2 protein-coding genes are annotated in these 16772 nt (G+C 64.9%); both read left to right on the top strand.

The window, feature by feature from the left end; translation table 11 throughout:
• Positions 1-29 precede the first annotated feature (29 nt).
• Positions 30-446 (top strand): hypothetical protein, encoded by a 417-nt coding sequence (locus C5748_RS25165; protein WP_105745486.1) that lies wholly within the window; start codon positions 30-32, stop codon positions 444-446.
• Positions 394-16746 carry a calcium-binding protein gene (locus C5748_RS25160; RefSeq protein WP_105745484.1) on the top strand — a complete coding sequence of 5451 codons (16353 nt, stop codon included), beginning with the start codon at positions 394-396 and terminating at the stop codon, positions 16744-16746. The genes C5748_RS25165 and C5748_RS25160 overlap by 53 nt, the downstream gene beginning before the upstream one ends.
• Positions 16747-16772: the final 26 nt, after the last annotated feature.

Raw genomic sequence — 16772 nt, 5'->3', positions numbered from 1 at the left:
GCGAAGCCAAATTAAAAGGTTAATAAATAATGCATATGATGGAGCAGGGGAAATACTCACCGGAGCAGCGCGCCAGACTGATGGAACTGGAGACCAGCATCCGCTCCGAGATCGTGGCCCTGAACGGCGGACGGATCGTGACCATGGGCTTCCCCGGTCTCGCCTTTGGCGTCACCGGCGAGATGTATATCGACCCGGAACGGATGCGCTCCACCCTGTCCCATCCCTCGCTCAAGCAATGCAGCCTCCTGGTGGTGCTCGTGGAACTCGAGGAGCTGCCCGAGGGCGGCGCAATACGCGCCTCGACCCGAAACCGTTACGAGCCGGGCTTACAGGTCGACTTTAATAGATATTTACAGCTATTCACCTCGACTCAACCACTGGGAGTCCGTCATGCCCGATACGCCGCTTGTCGTCATGCCCGCCGAAACGCTCGACATCGGTGACATCAGCTATCAGGTCGCCGCCGACGACCTGCTGACCGGGGTGAAGACATACGACCTCTACCGGCTCGACGCGGAGGGCAACGAGCGCACGCTCAGCGCGCCGATCCTGAGCAGCAGCAGCCCGATCCGTGATCTGAAGGTGCTCGACGGCGGCGATTCCGTTCTGGTCTGGACGCTGAGCCGCAACGGCGAGGTCTCGATCGCGGTGCACGATCCGGAGTCTCTGGCGATCTCGGTCGAGGCGAGCCTGGTGCTGAGCCGCTACGTCCAGCACGGATCGGGCCGGTTGGTCGCGATGGAGGTTATCGACGGCCGCATGGTGCTGGTGGATGTGCAGGGCTACGTGCACAGCGTCGGCACCGAAGACGGCATCGTCACCGTCACCCGCAGCGCCGAGCCGGTGTTCGACCTGAGCGGCACGTCCTTCCGCAACACCCGGCCGCTGGCACTGTCGCAGGACCCGGCCAGCCGCGTGCTGACGCTTGGCGGCACCGCGGCAACCCTGACCGGGGGCAATGTCGAGACGACCGTCACCGGCGGGGAGGTCGATCTGGCACGGCTGGACGCGATCACCGAGGTGCGCGACGGCACGCTGTCGTTCGGCGCCGGGGATGACAGGCACAGGGTCGCGGTGTCGAACGGGCGGCTGGTGTTTTCCGGCAACGACGGCTGGCAGGCGATTTCCGGCTACAGCGAGGTCAGCGGGCTGCGGCGTGTCGACGGCGGGGTGATCTTCATCGAGGCCGGGCAGCGGCTGATGTTCCTGGCCGACGACACCGATCTGGCGGCCGCCCGCGTGGTGGCGACACAGCTTGAGGATTTTACCGCCGCCTATCTGGCCGGGCAGGACGTGACGATACAATCGGCGGATTATGTGGCCTCGGCCGATGCCGGGACCGGGCCGACAAGCTGGACGCGCTTCGTGCTCGATACCGCGGGCACGATACACGTCACCCTCCTGCCGGAGGGCGGCGTTGCGCAGACCCTCACCCTCGATCCGATGATCTATGCCGATGGCGTGCAGTCCGCGGCGCTGATCGCGGATATCGCGGTGCAGCGGATCGAGGTCGGCGAACCGGGGGCGGACGGAGCCTTTCCTTACAAGATCGTCGCGGTGACAACCCACGGCCGGCTGATGGAACTCAATCTGGGTGAGCAGGCGGAGGCGATCGCCGATGGCCGCATCGAGGCGGCCTTCTCCGACGCGACGCTGAGCACCGACTATGGCGATGCCGCGACGATCCGGTTCAGCGGGGTCGAAAAGGCGGCGGACGGCGGGATCGTGCTGCGCGGCATCAATTCCGCCGCCGCCATCGGCGATCGGGATTTCATCGCCGGCTACAATCCCGAAACCGGCGCGCTCGATACCGTCACCCGGGCGTTGCAGGGCGGCAGCATCGGTCTGCCGCTGATGGTGTCGCACAGCGATATCCGCATCCCCAACACCGGCGAGATGTTCACCCTGATCACCAGCGGCGAGGGGCCGGGGGAACTGCATTATTTCGACGGCACGACCGGCCAGTGGGTCGGCACCGGGCTGAGGCTCGACAGCCTGAGGACCGGCGCCGACGGGCGGCTCTATGGCCTGTCCAACGGCAGGACCGTGGTGCCGCTGGACGGTCTGGGCCGGGCCTATCTGGAGCTGGGCGGCGATCTGAGCACCTATGACCTGACCGTGCGCGGCTATTCCTTCGAGGCCGGGGTGCGGGATTTCACCGTCGATGCCAGCGGCGCGATCATCGCGCTGTTCGACAACAACCGCACCGTAAGGGTGGCGGCGGACGAGAACGCCAACGGCTATTTCTATTCCGATCTGAGCGAGGACAACATCGGGCTGACGGCGCAGGGCCTGCCGCCCGATTACGCGGACGACAATATGGTCGACCCGTTCTTCGCCGCGAACGACCGCTTTGCCGACCCCGCGATCCCGGCGTGGATCAGGTTCCACGGTGAGCAACAGTTCACCGTCAAGCAGGCGGTGGAGACAGCGACGGGCGACCGGCTGGTGCTGGCGGATGGCGGGCTGGTGCTGTTCGGCAGGGTGACGGCGGTGCTCGATGGCAACGGCAACCGCTTCAACGTCCGCACCTGGGCGCAATGGGCGCTGCCGCTCGACATCGAGACCGCCACCGTCAATATCCGGCTCGACGGCAACGGCGTGCCGGTCGTCCAGGCGACGGATGCGGCGGGCGAGGCGGTCTATTTCCGCGCCAACGCCGAGGGCGAGTTGCGCCAGCTCCGGTTCGGGACCGCACCGGGGATCCCGCAGGGCCAGCCGATGGCAAATATCGTCATCGACCGCAGCGGCACCTATTACGGCATCACGCCGCATGGGCTGCTGGTGAGGGCAGAGGATGCCGGCAACGGCAATCTGAGGTGGGTCGACATCACGCCCGCAGACCTGACCGTGCGCGGGCTGGATCTGGATCCGGCGGGCGCGGTCATGGTGACAGATGCCGGCGGTTTCTCGTATACGCAGGCGGATGCCGCCAACCGCAGCTGGAGCCGGGTCGACCGGATCACCCAGGCGACCACGCTCGACAACCTGCTTCAGCGCAGCACGGCGCATTCGGCTGCGTTCAACTTCGATTCCAACATCCTGCGCTCGGGGATCAGTACCTCTGTGGCGAAGCGGATGCTGAGCGAGGCCGAGCAGACCGCCGCTGCGGTGACGGCGGGGCTTTATGCGCGCAGCTCGATGAGCATCGGCGAGGCGCTTTATAACGGTATTTTCCGCCCGATTGGCAACCGGGTCTACAACTGGGGGGGGAATTTCGGCAGTTGGGTGGGCCACCCACGCACGGGAACGATGAATTTCCTGTCCGGCGTGGGGGCGCGGCTGGCGCAGATCCGGGCGAACCTGTTCTCGCGCGGAAACGTCAGCGATGCGATCGCCGACAGAAGCAGGGCACAGGCGCGGCACAAGGCGCTGCTGCAACAGCTGATTATATCCGGCGCGGCCGCGGGCAGCTACGATCCCGCTCCGCTGACCGATATCCGGACGCTCACTGTGGCGGTGGGCGGGATGGATGTGAACCTGCTGGACGATATCGACGCGCGGATGGGGCTGACGCTGGATCGGCTGGAGGAACAGATCGGCTCCAACCGCGACGACTGGGTCCGTTCCGCCACCAAAAAGAACATGGCGAAGTGGCGCAACACCGTCGGGCGGACCAACGTCATCGACGTGCTGATCGGCGCGCGCACGGCGCTGCTGGGCGCGGAGGCGGCGAACGACGCGCTGCTGCAGCGGCTGAACGACATGAAGGCCAAAGGGGTGTTCGTCAGCGCCGGAACCTCCGGCGGCTACAGCCTCTATGCCGGCCAGTTGCTGGAACAGCAGGGCGTGCTGAACACAGTGCTGGATGAGATGCAGCGCATCTACGCCACCGATATCGGGATCGAAGAGCTTAACGTGCTGGTGAGCGAGGCCGTGACGAACGCCTATACGGCGATGGACACCAGCGAAGTCACCCGGCTGGGCAAGACCGCCCATGCCTCTTATGTCGATGCGACGCTGGCGATGAAGGCGTTTTCGCATATCCGCAACAATCTGAACGTGAAAAACCACCGCGTGGCCACGGTGGCGGAGTTCGGCGGCAAGCTGACCGAGAACCGCACGCAGAAGCTGATCTCGATGTTCGAGGGGCTAGAGGCGGGGGAATCGCTGAAGATCGGCTCGACCTGGAAGAACAGCTTCCGTCCCGCCTTTCGCGCCATGCACCTGCTGCCGGGGGCCTATACCGGCGCGACGATCTATGCCGGGCTGAAGCAGACCCGTGACTACAGCATCAAGATCATCAAGCTGGAAGACGGCGGCATCAAGCTGTCGCTCGGCGGTGAGGTGGACTGGGCCGGTACCCTGAAGGCGCGGCCCTGGGGGGGCGAATCCGGTACCTTCGAATTCGATCTGGATTTCGATTTCTCGGTCGGGCTGGAGGCGGGCAAGGCGTGGCAATCCGATGCCACCTTCACGTTCAGCGGCGAAGACGATACCAGGCTACAAAAGGTGCTTTCGGGACTGTTCGACAACACGATGTCGAACCAGGAGCTGCTGGCGATGTCAGACGGTGCCAGCGCCAGCCACGCGACCACGCTCAAGGCCAAGGTTTCGGCCTCGGTGGGCAACACGCTGCTTGTCGGCCAGAACCAGGACGATCTGGGCAGCCCGGACGAATTCATCACCTCGAAAGATATCGACGGCGTCTACCAGAAGCAGGTGTTCTATTATCAGAACATGATCTACGGGCCAAACACCGAATACGCCTGGGACGTTCTCAGTTATTCCAGCACCACCGGTTCGACCTCGTCGAGCAGCGGCGGGCAGTATGCGCTGACCACCAAGGCCAGGACGGAATATTTCAAGTCGCACGGCTGGGATGCCTCGCTGATCCTGTACCAGCGGTTGCGGGTGCAGGGGCGCAAATACGACGCCGACGGCGAGAACATCGGCCGGCTGGGGATGCCGATCGAGCCGGTGCTCGGCTCGCTGAGCCTGAACGGCACCAGCTATGACGCCGCCAGTGATCCGGGGCTTTACAATTACACCCTCAACAGCACCAACGGCTACACCATGAGCTACCGCAAGGTGGATGGGGTCGAGGTGCTGACCGATGTCAGCTATTCGGTGTCCTTTGCCCGCGATGGCAACATTTTCAACGTCCAGCGCATAAGGGCGCTGCTGAACACGCTGCCGAAGCCGCAGGCCGATGCGCTGCGCCGCGACCTGACCAACCTCGTCAGCTTCACCACCGAGGCCAACCGGGCCGAAATCGCCAGCCGCCTCAACGAGATCGCCAGCAGGGCGCCGAAACTTTCGGCGCAGGTGCAGATGCTGAAGAGGATGTCGGATTTCACCATGGCCGAGGAAAAGGCCCTGTTCGAGCGGGAGCTTCGCCGGATCGGCGAGAGCACGCCGGGGCTGAGCGATCTGGTGGCGCAGATCGTCGACGAGAACCTGAACGCCGACCGCTGGCGGCCCGACAACGGCGCCTCTGTCAGCATCTCCATGGGGTTGGACGCGGACCAGATCCGCGCGCTGAACACGCCCACCGGCGAGGCCGCGACGCTGTCGCTGCAGGACCGGATCAAGCTGATGGTCGCGGACCCGACCGAGGTGCGGCTGCGCGGGATCTCGGCCAACGAGACCAGCGAGACCGGGACCAAAGTCGGCATCGCGCTGTGGGCGGAATACAACTCGAGCGCCTCGGCCTCGACGACGAAGGCACTTGCCTCGCTGACGTTCAGCGAAACCGGCGCGGGGCTGCGCTATGTCTCGGGCAGCGGCGAGCTGCTGAACTGGGGCCGGATGACGCTGACGCGCGCCTCGGACGATTTGACTAGCTACAACGCCACCGCCGGGCAGGATGTGATCTCGAAGGTAGGCAGGGGCTATGCCGCCACCGCCGCCGAGTTGCGGACCGAGCGCGACCAGATGCGCCGGCAACTGGTGCTGCTGGAGATGGAGAGCCGGGACACGCTTACGCCGTTCCTGGAGGCGATCACAACGTTGTCGGATCTGAACCAGCAAACCACCGGGATCAGCGATGTGGAGCGCAACCGGCGGCAGGGGCTGATCCTGGACTTCCTCGAGACCGGCACGCGGGCGCGGATTTCCGTTGAGGCGGTGGACGGGCTGCTGCAAGAGCTCGGCCTGAGCGATGACGCCGACACCTCGGCCATGCTGCGATCGGTGGCCGGCGATTACAACGCCTCTCTGGCGGAGGCGGTTCTGGACAATCGCTGGCCCAGCGATTTGGCGATCCTCAGCGGGATCGGCGCCGCCGCGGGCGGACAACTCTATGTAGTGGGGGGCGAGCTTTACTATATCAAGCGCGCGGCCGACGGCAACGGCACCCTGACCTACACCAGGGTGCCCGCCGATCTGCTGCGCCGGGTGGTGGCCGATCAGGGGCAGGAACTGCTGGCAGCGATGCACGGTTATGAGACCGGGCATATCGTGCTGAAAAACGACAAGCTGTTCTCTGAGGCGGATCTGGCCCGGCTGGAGGCGGGGCAGGCGGCCCGGCCCGAACGCGCCACCGAGCGAGCGCTGGCTGTGGCGCAGGTGGACCGCCGGAGCCTGGAGATCCTCAGCATCGTCGAGAACTACACCCGCTACGGCATCGATCCGACGCCGGCGGAGCGGTACATCCTGATGGAATTCTTCGGCACCGACGAGAGCGGGCAGAACGTGAACCGGGCCGCCCTGCAAAAGGTGGTCGAGTCCCCCGCGGCGCTGGAGGCTTTCCGGAACAAGGTGGAGGCGCTGCGCAACGCTAGCTTCGACGTGAACGCGCTTGGCGACGTTCCGGCCAACGAGGTTATGAAGAATCTGGAGGTTTCAGAGGCGGCGCGGCGCAGGCTAGGCGAAAGCCATGCAGCGACGCTGGCGAAACAGGCGCAGGCGCTTGGCGGCGGCTACAGCCTGACATCGACCCGGCAGCAGAACGGACTTGTGGATTTCTTCACCGCCACCCGCGCGCAGACCGATGCGCTGCATCTGGCCAATGCGCTGCTGCAGGCGGGGGAGTCTCCGGTGTCGCTGAGCGAAGCGCTGACGACCTCCAGCCTGATCCGGACCCTGCAGGCTGGGGGCAAGGCCTCGACGGCGGAACTGCTGCGGCTGGAGGCGTTCAGGACGGCGCTGTTCGCGCTGGATGGCTCCGCGGCGACCGGGCCGGCGCAGCGGATGGGCGCCGATGCGCTGGCCGACGCGATCCTCGCCGCCGGCGGCGGCGGCAACAGTGTGGCGATGCAGATCGACGGCACCAACGGTGCGCTGTCTATCGGCACGCGGGTGAACGCGGCCGGCAAGAAGGAGCTTTACCTCTTTGACCCGCTGGTGAACGAGGTGGTGCTGTCGGGCAGCTATGTGGACGCGGTCCTCAACGGCGGTGGCTCCGCGGCGCAGCAGGCAAAGTTTCGCGCCGCGGTGAGCGGGATGGTGCGCGGCTATCTGAACGAGGCGAGCGGCAAGACCACGCAGGACGGCGCCGCAATGGCGATGAAGGATCTCTACGGGATCGACGCGGATGCGCTGAGCGTGCGGGCCTATACGCTCGATACGGTGAAGGCCTCGGACGGGGCGAAAAGCCTGTTCCGGCTGCTGAACGGTGCCGATCAGCCCGCCGACGGACAGCCCGCGCTGACGGCCCAGAACGTGCAGACGGGCTATGTGCTGGACCGCGACCGCTTTGACGCCAACCAGACCGTTGAACTGAACGGCCAGACGCTGAAGCTCAGGACGCTATACGACATGGGCGCGATGCTGGCCGGCGAACGGATCAGCGCAAGCACCGACCTGAGCACGCAGCAGGCCCGGGACAGCATCGTCTTCGACGCCGACATCCTGAAATCCTATCTCGACACCAGCGCCAACAAGATGCTGAATCCGAATTCCGGGCTGAACGGCGTCCTCACGATGCTGGGCTGGCGGACGCCGGCCCCGGCCTCGGCGCTCAACGGCAGCATGGATGCGATCGGCGCCACCGAGGCGCGGGCAGTGGTGCGCGCGTTGCGCAACCGGATCGGTGCGGTGGGGGGCACTGCGGTACTGAACTACGACGCGACCTCCGCGAATTTCATAACCGCACAGAACATGCTCGGCAGCATCGAGGCCAATGTCTCCGACAGTGGCACGATCGGCAATGTCTGGAACCGGCTGGCCGACCCGATCACCGGCGACAGCCTGCTGACGACACCGAACAGCGTCGTCGGGCGGCTGGGCAACCGGCTGGACAATGTGGTCGGCCATGTCGGGATGCTGCAGGGGGTCATCGGCCTTGGCGCCTTCGTCCGGCGCAAGCAGGCCGGTGCGGCGCTGTCCACGGAAGAGGAGCGGATGGGGCGCATTGCCGGCGTCGGCGTCGGGCTGGACCTTGGTGGTGGCAAGATCCAGACCACGATGGGCGCCTGGGGCGACAGCCTGCTGAAAACCAGACTGACGCAGAGCAAATCGCGGTTCGGCTGGATCTCGCGGCGGGCCGGCAATGCGCTGAAATCCGGTGCCTCGTCTCTGGCTTTTCTGTCAGTGGGATTCGATGTCTACAGCGCCGCGGCCTCGTTCATGGAGGTTCGCCGCAATGGCGAACTTGACGACAGTACCACCCGGCTCTTGCGGGTGAACGGCGGGCTTTCGGTGGTCAGCGGCGCGCTGAACCTGGCAATGGGGGTGTCGCTGCTGATGAGCGGGGCGGTGGCCAGCGCCGCCGCCGCCGCCTTCGGGATCGCCGGTGCCGTGGTGGCGGTGAGCGCGATGATCTACAGCGCGGTTCACGCGGTGAAGCAGCTGCAGCATACCTATGGTGTGACCCTCCACACGGGTGAGAAGCTGCGCGAGGGCTTCCGCGCCTTCATCGGGCTGGGCGTGTCGGGCAAGACCCGGGAACGGCTGCAGCGCGAGGCCGAACGCAAGCTGGCGACAAGCACCATGAACAACGGGCTGATGGCGGATGCGCTCTCGGTCTTTGCCGAGGACGAGGTTTATGCCATCAACAACCCGCAGGAGGTGACGCCGCGCGTCTCGCATGTGGTCACCAGCCTCGGAGACAAGAACAACGATCAGTTCGTGGCCAGGGACAAGCTCAAGATCCTCATCTACTACAGCCGCCGGAATCCCGAAACCGGCAAATGGGCGCATAACCAGATCGAATTTCTAGGAGATCTGTCGGTCAGCAAGAAGACCGCACAGGAGTTGCTAGCGCTGGAGAAGCAGCGGCTCAGCACCCTCTACGGCGCGGACAATGTCGTCTTTGGCCACTGGAACTCGGCCTACTCGTTTCACGAGGGGTACGATCACCACATCTGGTCTGAGGACGAGAGCTTTCAGCAGATGCAGGCCCGCCGCCAGCTGGGCGAGACGCCTGTCGCCTCCGGGGCGGACTGGGACGACCTCAACTACCAGGGCATTTCCGCCGATGAGGCCCGCGATTTCCAGACTGCCGGCGGCGATCTGCTGCAGGAATACGACATCCGCGGCAATCTGCAGATCTACTACGGCCGATACGGCGAATCCGTATTGAGCGGCTTCGACTTGGGGAAAGTCTACGGATCCGTCCGGGTTATCGCGCGCAAGGACTACGACATCGAAAACGACTATGTCCTGTGGCAACTGGGCGGCGCGGAGGACGGCCAGACCGACACCATGTACGGGCGCAGCGACGAGGCCAACTGGTTCAACATCTATTTCGGCAACCAGATCGCCATCGGCGGCGAAAAGGACGACCGCTTCATCGTCAATATCGAAGCCGGGGATGAAGGCAAGGTGGTGCAAAAAGCCCTTGTCGGCGGCGAGACCGAAGACGACAGCGATCAGGATACGCTGGTGCTGGTAGATGACGCGGGGCTGCTGGGCGCGGGCGACCGGAACGTCATCCACCTGAATTCGGGAGAGGCCGGGGCCTATACCGGCTCCTCGACGAAATATGCGTCCTACATGGTGACGGAGATCGAGAATTTCTCCGGTCTGGCAGGCGTCACCGACGAGGTCTGGGGCGGCAGCGACGACAACGTGATCAACGGGCTGGGCGGCAACGACGAGCTGCACGGCGAGGGCGGCGATGACATGCTGATCGTCCATCAGGGCGATATCGCCGATGGCGGCGAGGGCATGGATGCCTATGTGATCAGCCGTGGCGTGGATGGCGACGGAAAGCCGACCTCCGGGCGGATCGAGATCTCCGAAGCCGCCTCTGAGGAAGACATCAACGCGATCTCGCTTGAACACAGCCTTGCGGAAATCTCGGAGGCGGTGCTGGTGCCGGTCTATGCGCGCAACAGCAGCACGGTTGTCTCCTACGATATCCAGATCACGCTGAGCACCGGCAGTGGCACCGCGACGACGCTGGTGCTGAAGGACATGTACGACGCCGAGGGCAACTTCCAGAGCAAGCATTTCGTGTTCCAGACGACGGACGGTTTCGCGTTGATCCCGCAGTTTCCCGTCTCGCTGAACGACGATGACGCCGATCCCGGTGCCGATGTTCCGGCGCTGCACCAGGCGGCCTTCGATGGCCGGTTCGTGGTGCGCTACAGCGTGGAGGCAGACATCTCAATCGAACTGGCGGCGAACGATTACTATCACAGCGCGCGGGTGCTCGACAGCGCGTATGTCACGATCAATGCCGCCACCGGACTTGTCGAGGTCTACGAGGATACGATCCTGCCGCTGCATCAGGGCCACGCGCCGGGCAGGCTGCTGCGCAGGGTGACGCTGCCGGAGCGGTTCATCCTGCTTCCCGAAGGCACCAGTTATCGCGACACCCTGATCGGAACCAATGGCCGCGATATCCTTTCGGGCAAGACCGGGAACGACACCCTGCAGGGCGGAGAGGGGGAGGATAGCTACGTCGTCTTCTTCGACACCGCCGAGGCGCAGGAAAGCGGCTATGACAAATATGCGACCCACAAGCACACCGACGCGGGCGAGGTGGTGATCCTTAACGTGGCCGTGCGCGAGGAGCTGACAGACGAGGACAGCGGCGAGACCTCGCAGGTCTACTACGGCGACGTGATCGTCACCAACCTGCCCAACCACGAGATGCTTCTGAGCATCGACGAGGCTGCGCCGGATGATCTGCTGCTGAGCTACGCGCCGGACGAGGAGGCCGCGCGGGTGATACGGCTGAAGGATTTCATGAAGGGAGAAGCGTACCGCCACATCTCGGTACAGGACGACGACGGAACCCAATGGTCGATCGAACTGGACAGCGACGGCCAGCCGATGTTCGGGCTGGGCATCGGCCAGGGCACCGACGCCGACGACACCGCCAGCGGCGACGACGATATTCTGGCGCCGCAGCGCTCGGCCTATATCCAGGGTCTGGGCGGCGACGACATCATGCGAGTGCTCGGATACAGCGATGCCAGCGGAAACGTCCTTGGCGGCGATATCCTCGATGGCGGCGAGGGCAACGACACCCTGATCGGCGGCGAGGTGGATTCGCAGCTGTTCGGCGACGTGGGCGACGACCTGCTGGTGAGCTTCGACGCGGAGGATCTGCTGGCGACGGGGTTCGGCAACGATATCATCGACCTGTCGAAGAGTACCGGCGGCTACAAGCTGATCGACACCGCAAGCCGGGTGGACGCGGCAGGGATCGTCACCGACCTCAATCGGGTGATCCTGCCGTTCGATCCGACTGCCGATACGGTGACGTTCTATCGCTACGGGGGTCACCTGCTGATCGACGCCTTCTTCACGCCGGCGGGCAGCGACGCTGAGCAGGAGATGGTGCTGCTGCTGGCGGAGTATTTCGGGGCCGGGGCGAAACGCGCGGTGCAGCTGGAATATCACGGCGCACTGGCGGCGGAGACGGACACCCGGGCGCTCGATCCGGCGGCGGCAACAGCGTTGGTCACGGCTGCGGGTCTCTGGCAGAAGGCGGCGACGGCGAAGGCGAGCAGCAGCGACGATGTGCTTTTCCTGACGCCCGAGATGCTCACCTCCGTCAGCGCGGCGGTCCGCAGCTTCTCCTCCGGCGATGGCCACGACATCGTGGTGGACGATTTCACCGATCAGCAGGATGGCATCGTGCACAGGATCTACGCCGGTGCGGGTTCGGATCAGGTATTCGGCCGCGAGGGCCGCGACGAGATCTTCGGCGAGGCCGGAGATGACATCCTACTCGGCGAAGACGGCGACGATCTGCTCGTCGGCGGCGAGGGGGACGATTATCTCGAAGACCTCTCGGGGATGAACACGCTTCTGGGCGGGGCCGGCAACGACGTACTGGAGGGGGCGGGCACGCTTGACGGCGGGGCCGGATCGGACAGGATCTCGGGCAGCAACGGCAGTGACAATATCATCGCCGGATGGGGAAGCACCTTTGATATCAATTACCTGCAGGGTTATGGCGGCGACGACATCCTGACCGGGAGCCACGGGATTGACTACATCAACGGCGGCGATGGCCACGACGTCATTTACGCGCACGGCAACAACGACATCGTCTATGCCTCGCCGGGCGGCGACGAACTGAGGGGGCAGGAGGGCTGGGACATCCTGTCGTTCGAATACGTCGACGCGGCGGTGACAGCGGATTTCCGCGCGCGCAGCGTCAGTGGCGACTGGATCGGCGTCGACGACCAGGGCAAGGCGACATTCTACAATTTCGAGGAGGCGATCGGCTCGGAGGGCGACGACAATCTGACCGCCGGAGACAGAACCTTCACGCTGTCCGGGGCGGGCGGCAACGATCTGCTGACCGGGACGGCGGGCGACGACGAGCTGCACGCCTATTACGGCGATGCCGGCGGCGACGGCGAGGAGAGCAACGCGCTCTACGGGCTCGCCGGGAACGATCTGCTGACAGGGTCGAATGGCGACGATCTGCTGGATGCCGGGGCAGGGGACGACACGATCAGGCTCTATGGCGGTACCGATGCGGTGATCACCGGCGGGGGGTCTGACGTGATCGACCTGCGCGCGGCGACGGGGATCAAATGGATCACCGCGACGACCGCCGAGGGCGAGATCACCCGGCTTCAGGTGGCGTTCGACCCGCTGTCGCAAAACACCACGATGGAGCAGGACGGCAGCGATCTGGTGATCGTGGCCTATGACGACGGCGCGACCCAGCCGTTTCTGGCGGTGGTGCTGGAGGGGTATTTCGACGATGCGGCGGTGCGGCGTATCGAACTGGGCTATACCGATCCCGACGCGGGCGACGGCGCGGCGCTTATCGTGATCCGTGCACCGGACATTCAGGACAAGCTGAACGGTGTCTATGCCGCCAGCGCAGCGGATGACTCGCTGACCATCGGCGCGGCGAATTTCCGCACCGTCACGGATCAGGCGGGAACGGTCCGGCAGTCCTTTGATGCGGGGCGGGGGGATGACACGATCATCTACCTGTCCGATGCCTCCGGGGCCGACACCACCGCGCGCCGCGAGATCCTCGGCGGGGAGGGGAACGATACCCTCAGCGCCGACGATGCCATGACCCGGCTGACCGGCGGGGCGGGCCACGATGCGCTTACCGGCGGCGGATGGCTGGACGGTGGCGCGGGCAACGATACGCTTGCCGCCGGCAGCGGCGCGGCCACGCTGCTGGGCGGCTCCGGCGACGACATCCTGACCGGCGGCGCGGGCGCGGATGTGATGGAAGGCGGCGCGGGAGACGATATCCTTGTCGGCGGTGGCGGCGCCGATGAACTGGATGGCGGCCTCGGGTATGACCGGATTGACGGCGGCCTGGGCAACGATGTCATCCATGCCTCAAGCGGGCGCGACAGCATCGACGGCGGCGCCGGGCACGACACGCTCAGTTTCATCAAGGCGACGGAGGCGATCCTGTTCGATCAGCCCGGCGGCCTGCTGGAGATCGCGGATGCGCTGCGCTACGGCCCGTTCGAATTCACCAGCGTCAGCGGGATCGAGAAGGTCGTCGGTACGAATTTCAACGACGAGATCGTCGGCCATGACGGGCTGACGGAGCTGGAGGGGCGCGACGGTGACGACGCCCTGATGGGCACCGCCGGCACCGACCGGCTCGACGGGGGCGATGGCGACGACGTTCTGATCGCCACCGCGGGTGGCGACACGCTGATCGGCGGCGAGGGCGAGGACACACTGAGCCTTGAGCTTGCCGCCGATGGAACGCGCGCTGACACCGGGCTGGTGATCGACCTAATCTCCGGGCTGCTGCCCTTCGATCTGACCGTCGCCGGGTTGAGCGGGATCGAGGTGTTGCGGCTCACCGATACCGCCGACACGGTACATGCGGGGGCGGGCTTCGGGCGGATCGAGGCCGGGAACGGTGACGATATCCTCCACGCGGCGCCCACGCTTGCGACTGACGGGGATGGCAACCCGGTTGGCACTGTGCTGGAAGGCGGCGCGGGCAATGACCTGTTCTACGCCGGGCAGGGTGCGGATATCTTCGAAGGCGGCGCGGGCGAGGATACCGCCGATTTCGCCGCGTTCACCAGCGGGGTGAAACTCGACTTCTCGACACAGGAATTCTCTGCTGTGGCACCGGCCACGGAAGGAGTGCTCGGGCTGCAGGGAATTTCTGGTATCGAAATCGTGCTCGGCACCATCGCCGGGGATGAAATCACCGGCGGCGGCGGTGTGACGTCGATCCATGCCGGGGACGGAAACGATACGATCACCGGCAGCGCCGGCGATGACAGCATCGATGGTGGCGATGGCAATGACATTGTCTATGTCAGCACCGGGGTGGACTATGTCGACGGCGAGGCCGGCGGCGGCGATGTGCTCAGCTTCGAGAAACTCGACGGCGGGGTGTATTTCGATTTCGCAGACGTGGCGGCCTTTTCGACCCGGGCCAACGGGAGCTATGGCTTCTCGGAGGTCTGGGGGATCGAGATCGCCAGGGGGACAGACTACGACGACAGCCTGTCTTCCGGGTCGACATGGATCAAGACCCTTTCCGGCGGAAAGGGCAACGACACACTCATCAGCCCGGTCAACAAGGCGGACGTGCTCCGGGGCGAGGCAGGCGACGATCTGTTTGTGATCAGTGGCGGCAAGACCATCGTCGAAGGCGGCGCCGGCTTCGATACGGTGCGGCTGAACTTTACCCCCGGTAGCGAATTCTCGCTCTATGGCCGGAGCAACTGGAGTTCGATCGAGGCCGTGGAGGGATCGAACCGCGGCGAAAAGCTGAATGCCGGCGGAACCTATGCCAACGAGATCAGCAGCGTCTACACGATCTACGGGCGTGGCGGCGACGATACCCTGCGCGACGCCTTCGGCGATCACTATCTGGACGGGGGCAGCGGCGATGACGCGTTTGTGCTTGGCTCGATCCCCTACGGCGCCGAGGAAACCACACATGACGTCATCGTCGGCGGATCGGGTTACGATCGGGTCTCGTTCCTTGCGACCACGTCCTATGCTGTCGACGCCGATTTCAGTCAGGGTGGCGCTGTCAGGCTGAATGCCCGCGGCGACACGCTGAGCCTGCAAGGGATCGAGGAGTTCTGGGGTCACGGCTGGAAGGACGACCGCATCGTGGCCGACGCCCATATGGTGGCGCTTTACGGGCAGGACGGCAACGATGTGCTGACCGGCAATGCCCGTGACAACTACCTCCAGGGCGACAACAATTATGCCGGCAGCAGCTTCGAAAGCGATGACATCCTCAACGGGCTCGGCGGCGACGATGTGCTGGACGGCGGCCATGGCAACGACACCCTCAATGGCGGGGACGGTGCCGACAGGCTTTCGGGCCAGCTCGACGACGATGTCCTTTCGGGTGGTGCCGGGGATGACACGCTGGATGGCGGCTCCGGCGCCGATACGCTGTACGGCGACGATGGCGCTGACACTCTGGATGGCGGCACCGGAGACGACACCCTGAACGGCGGCGCCGGCAACGATGTGCTGTTCGTCTCGTCCGGCAACGACAGCTATGATGGCGGTGCCGGCTTCGACATTCTGAGCTTTGACCGGATCGAAGCCGGGCATAACACAGCGGGCGCCAATGCCGGCGTCCGGCTGATGAACGAAGCGCCGGTCGCCTCGCAGATGACGGATTACACGGCGTCGGCGGTCAACAATGTCGAAGGCGTGATCGGCAGCCGCTACAACGACATCCTCTATACGCTGGATGCCTATCAGATGGTCGATGGCGGTGCCGGCAACGACGAGATCTATGCTGCGGGCGAGAGCCGCGCCATCGTGGTGGCGGGCGGTGCCGGCAAGGACACCATCCACTCCGGGCTGCGCGGCGACGGTGCCGGCGGCGCGGACATGTTCTTTGGCGATCAGATCATCGACATCTCTGCCGTCCAGCGGGGCGGATCGGTGCTGTCTGTGGATTATGGCGATACCTCGCTGGACAGGGCGGATGTGCTGAACTCCAACGGGCGCGACGAATATCTTGTCGGCGGCGGCGGAGATGACACCTATAATATCGTCGGGAGGTCGCCGGATACGTCGAAGGATTACAGCCATGTGCATATCCTCGATGCGCAGGGGAGCGATGTGCTGAACCTCAGCACCAGCGGCGACAGAATAGACACCGAAGGCGCCTGGGACCGGATCTGGTTTGACAAGGAAGGTGAAGACCTGCTGATTACCTACAAGCGAGAGAGCGACGATCCCGGCACGACCAAGGTCACCATCGAGGGCTGGTTCGCGGGCGGCAGCGACAAGTTCAAGCTCGAAAAGATCACCGTGGACAATATCAACTATATCAGCGCTGCGGGGGTTGATGCGCTGGTCTCGGCGATGCAGTGGTACGATCCGTTCGAATGGGACCGCGCGGGCGGTCACAACCTGTCGGTAAAATCGCTTGCGGCGCAGACATGGCAATTGGCGGCCGCGTGATGGCGCGGCTGACAGGGCCAGTCGAG

Origin of the sequence: Phyllobacterium phragmitis, from assembly GCF_002980495.1 — a bacterium.
GTDB classification, from domain to species: domain Bacteria; phylum Pseudomonadota; class Alphaproteobacteria; order Rhizobiales; family Rhizobiaceae; genus Paramesorhizobium; species Paramesorhizobium phragmitis.
The sequence above is the reverse complement of the archived record's forward strand: the minus strand, read 5'-3'. Positions and strand labels throughout refer to the sequence as shown.